Origin of the sequence: Candidatus Pelagibacter communis (genome assembly GCF_001180025.1) — a bacterium.
Classification (GTDB): Bacteria; Pseudomonadota; Alphaproteobacteria; order Pelagibacterales; family Pelagibacteraceae; genus Pelagibacter; species Pelagibacter ubique_A.
Map to the genome: position 1 here is coordinate 1 of NZ_CVSK01000041.1, position 727 is coordinate 727.

The 727-nt window shown below is 30.1% G+C and carries 1 protein-coding gene; it reads right to left on the reverse strand.

Annotation, left to right across the window (positions count from 1 at the left end):
* Nucleotides 1–203 precede the first annotated feature (203 nt).
* Nucleotides 204–727 (reverse strand): LysR substrate-binding domain-containing protein (locus tag AMN83_RS01765; protein ID WP_256998051.1); only part of this gene is annotated, 524 nt, incomplete at its 5' end.

The following is a 727-nucleotide window of genomic DNA, read 5'->3' on the forward strand; positions in this document are numbered from 1 at the left end:
ATACATTTACCTCATTCGCAATCGCAAAAGTTGATAAGAATAAAGATGTAATTAACGCCAAAATTGATAATTTTCTCATTAAACTCCTTAAATTATTACGTTATTGTTGAGAATGAGAACTATTCTCAATGCGAATGATTATCAATCGCAATAATGTCGCAGATTAAGGTTTATTAATAATTTATGGGGTTTTTGACTATTATCTATTTCCAGTCGCCAATTTTACTGAATAAGAAATTTCTGAAAGCTTGAACTCTAGCTGTGTTTTTTAATGATTGCGGATACACAAAGTGAGCTTCTGTTATTGGTCCTTCTACTTTTGGAAGTACTTTAATAACGTTATTAGAATTTGATACTAGATATTCTGGAAGTGCAGCCAATCCTACACCCGACTCAACAGCTAACAATAATCCCATAACACTATTTACTCTCATAATTGTTTTTCTTTTCTTTCCATCATGCATTCCAATTTTTAATGCCCAATCAGGGTTATAAACTGGTGAAGGAGCGCCTTTTCCAAAAGAAATAAATTTATGTTTATTTAAATCACCTATTGTTTTTGGCATTCCATTTTTTTCTAAGTACTTATTTGATCCATATATATAATACTTGATATCAACTAATTTTTTCTGAATATAATTTAGCTGTTTTGGTCTTCTCATGAAAATTCCAATATCAGCTTGTCTAGTGCTCAAATCTAGTTCCTTATCATCAAAAACTAATTCAA